This is a genomic window from Prevotella sp. S7 MS 2 (genome assembly GCF_000762865.1).
In the GTDB taxonomy this organism is placed as follows: domain Bacteria; phylum Bacteroidota; class Bacteroidia; order Bacteroidales; family Bacteroidaceae; genus Prevotella.
Window position 1 is genome coordinate 1 of record NZ_JRPT01000102.1, and the last position, 3,700, is coordinate 3,700.

3 protein-coding genes are annotated in these 3,700 nt (G+C 43.5%); 2 read left to right on the forward strand and 1 reads right to left on the reverse strand.

Going from position 1 to position 3,700, the window contains the following annotated elements; genetic code table 11:
• Positions 1–36 precede the first annotated feature (36 nt).
• A complete protein-coding gene (gene alaS, locus HMPREF0671_RS11515; RefSeq protein WP_036900898.1) occupies positions 37–2,658 on the reverse strand; it encodes an alanine--tRNA ligase in 2,622 nt (873 codons plus the stop codon).
• A gap of 112 nt (positions 2,659–2,770) precedes the next feature.
• Here alaS and HMPREF0671_RS11520 point away from each other — a divergent pair, with 112 nt between their 5' ends.
• Together HMPREF0671_RS11520 and HMPREF0671_RS11525 are read left to right on the forward strand one after the other, a co-directional pair.
• Positions 2,771–3,121 carry a MerR family transcriptional regulator gene (locus HMPREF0671_RS11520; protein WP_036900900.1) on the forward strand — a complete coding sequence of 117 codons (351 nt, stop codon included), beginning with the start codon at positions 2,771–2,773 and terminating at the stop codon, positions 3,119–3,121.
• Between the two features lie 382 nt (positions 3,122–3,503).
• Positions 3,504–3,700: ATP-binding protein (locus tag HMPREF0671_RS11525; protein WP_036900902.1), on the forward strand; the 197-nt coding region annotated here is incomplete at its 3' end.

Genomic DNA, 3,700 nt, shown 5'->3' on the forward strand with positions numbered 1-3,700 from the left:
TTTCTTAATATGTGTTTTGATGTTGCAATAATCTAATTATAGATTGGCCAACTCAATGACTTTATCGACCGCAGCATGCAATCCATCGAGGCTTTTACCGCCTGCTTGTGCGTAATGAGGCTGTCCACCGCCACCTCCCTGTATCAGTTTGGCAGCCTCACGGATAATCTTTCCGGCATTTAAATCGTGGTCTTTAACCATGTCATCGCTGAACATGACGCTCAACATAGGTTTATCATTGGCTGTAGAACCGATGGCACAAACTAGTTGGGTAGGGATAGCTTCACGAATCTTGAATACTAAATCCTTGGCAGCAGCAGCTTCCAAAGGTACGACAGCTTTTACTACTGAAATGCCATTGACATTCTCTGCACGCTTAATAATTTCTTGTTTGAGTCTCTCAACTGCCTGTGCTTGGAAACGTTCGATGTCTTTCTTCATGCTATCGTGTTCACTGATGAACTTCGTGATAGCTGCTTTCAAATCCTTACTGTTGTTGAAGAGTGCCTTGATGTCGTTCATCGTATCTTCCAAAGCATAGACAGCTTCCTCGCAAGCTTTACCTGTCAAAGCCTCGATACGGCGTACACCGGCAGCTACCGAACTCTCGCTGACAATCTTGAACAGCCCGATTCGTCCTGTACTTGTGGCATGAATACCACCACAGAATTCACAAGAAGGACCGAAACGAACCACGCGTACCTTGTCACCATACTTCTCTCCGAACAGAGCTACGGCTCCCATGGCCTTCGCTTCTTCCATCGGCGTGTCGCGATGTTCGTCAAGTGGATAGTCCTGACGAATCATTTCGTTGACCATACGTTCTACTTGGCGCAGTTCTTCGTCGGTAACTTTCTGGAAATGTGAGAAGTCGAAGCGCAACGTTTCGGCACTTACGTAAGAGCCTTTCTGCTCTACGTGGTCGCCCAATACCTGTTTCAAGGCGTAATCTATCAAGTGAGTAGCCGTGTGGTTGGCTGCGCTGGCGTTGCGTTTATCAATGTCTACACATGCCATGAAGTCGGCTTCGAGATTCTTAGGCAACTCTTTGATGATGTGAATGCTTTGGTTGTTCTCACGCTTGGTGTCGATAATATCAACCGTTTCGTCCTCTGAAACAAGTATACCGGTATCACCTACCTGTCCACCCATTTCTCCATAGAACGGCGTATGATTCAGTACGACTTCGAAGAATGTATTCTTTTTCTGTTTCACTTGGCGATAACGAAGGATACGACATTCATATTCTGTATAGTCATAACCTACGAATTCCTGTTCTCCTTCTTTCAAAACAACCCAGTCACCATTCTCTACTACAGCTGCATTACGGGCACGAGCTTTCTGTTTCTGCATCTCTTCATCGAACTGCTTCTCGTCGACTGTGTAGCCATTTTCGCGTAGAATGAGTTCTGTAAGGTCGAGAGGGAAGCCGTAAGTATCGAACAAACGGAATGCTTCTGCACCGTCTAGCTCGGTTTTACCATGTGCTTTCAGCTCCTCCATATCGCCATTGAGCAGGTTGATACCTTTCTCTAAAGTGCGTAAGAAACTGTCTTCCTCTTCCTTGATGACACGAGCGATGAGCTCTTGCTGGGCGGGTAACTCCGGATAAGCAACTCCCATTTCCCGAACCAGAACGGGTATCAGCTTGAACATGAAAGCAGATTTCTGTCCTAAGAAAGTATAAGCATAGCGTACGGCACGGCGTAAGATACGTCGGATAACGTATCCGGCTTTGGCATTACTAGGTAATTGGCCGTCGGCAATAGAGAACGCTACGGCTCTCAAGTGGTCGGCAATAACGCGCATAGCTACGTCGATTTCTTCCTTACTACCGTATTTCAAATCAGATAGATGTTCAATCTCTTTGATGATAGGTTGGAAAATATCAGTGTCGTAGTTGGAATGTTTGCCTTGCAACATACGTACTAAGCGTTCGAATCCCATACCGGTATCAATCACGTGCATAGGCAATGACTCCAGTGAACCGTCAGATTTGCGAGCAAACTGCATGAATACGATGTTCCAAATCTCAATGACTTGGGGATTGTCTTGGTTTACTAATTCGCGTCCGGGAACCGTTGCTTTCTCCTCTTCAGGACGAGAATCTACGTGAATCTCAGAACAAGGACCGCATGGACCGGTATCGCCCATCTCCCAAAAGTTATCGTGTTTGTTGCCATCGATGATGTGGTCGGCAGGTAAATGCTTTGCCCAATGACCGGCAGCTTCGTCATCGCGGGGGATATTATCTTCGGGTGAGCCCTCGAATACAGTTACATATAGATCCTTAGGGTCTAGATGTAACACGTCTACCAAGTATTCCCAAGCGTAGTCGATAGCTTCTTCTTTGAAGTAATCACCAAAACTCCAGTTGCCCAACATTTCGAACATGGTGTGGTGGTACGTGTCGTGTCCCACCTCTTCCAAGTCGTTGTGCTTGCCACTTACGCGTAGACACTTCTGTGAGTCGGTACGTCTACGTGGGTCGGGCTGCTTGGTTCCGAGGATAATATCTTTCCACTGGTTCATTCCAGCATTCGTAAACATGAGGGTAGGGTCGTCCTTTATCACCATAGGAGCGGACGGTACAATGACGTGTCCTTTTGATTCGAAGAACTTTTTATACGAATCACGGATCTCATTTGCTGTCATCATCTTATATAACTTTAAATTTAATTCATTGGAAAAACATTTGCAAAGATACCGAGTTTTGCGTATTTTTGCAAATAAAATCGGTTAATGTTTTACTAATTGGACACCTAAAAGCATGGCACTGAATCTAAATAAGAATCTTAAGCTGTATTACTCTATCAAAGAAGTAGCACAGATGTTCGACATCAATGAGAGTACATTGCGGTATTGGGAAACCGAGTTTCCGCGCCTACGTCCTAAGACTCAGTCGGCAACTAAGGTGCGTCAATATACCGAAAAAGACATAGAGCAGGTTAAGATTATCTACAATCTTGTGAAGGTGAGGGGCTTTAAGCTTGCTGCCGCTCGTAAGATGTTGAATGAAAACAGGCAGGGTGTAGAGAAGACTGCCGAGGTATTGGAGTCTCTGATGTCTGTACGCGACCAATTAAAAGAACTCAAACGCCATATGGATGGTTTGGTCTGATTGAGCCAAACCATTTGTTTTTCATAGTAATTTAATACACTTAGCTTTTAAAACTCCTTACTCTCCACTTTTTATTTCTCACTTTTTGTGTGCAAACTCATCAAGTTATCTACTTGTTAGTTTGTCTACTACCAGACTGCAGGGGCGAGGCAACATTGCTGTTTGGCTTTTGCAGCGATGCTGAAATGACTTGGCAGTAATACTGAAGCAGTGTTGCAGTAATTTCATATTATTAGTTTATAATGTAGTGATAGGCAGATATAAAGAGAAATAAAAAAGCATTCATGCGACAAGATTACTTTAAGAAAAACTTGATAAAGTCAATAATATCTTGTATTTTTGTGAAAACATTTTTGAAATAATCATTTTTAAAATAATTATTATGGATTTTGTTGATAGAGTAGATGAACAAGCCCGTTTGCGCAGACAATTAGAGAAGCCACATAGTAGTTTTATCGTAATATATGGACGGAGACGTTTGGGGAAATCAACCCTTATCAAACAGGTGTTGACGGACAAGGACGTTTACTATATGGCGGAAAAGAATGAGATGACAGTGCAAATACTATTACTACAGAA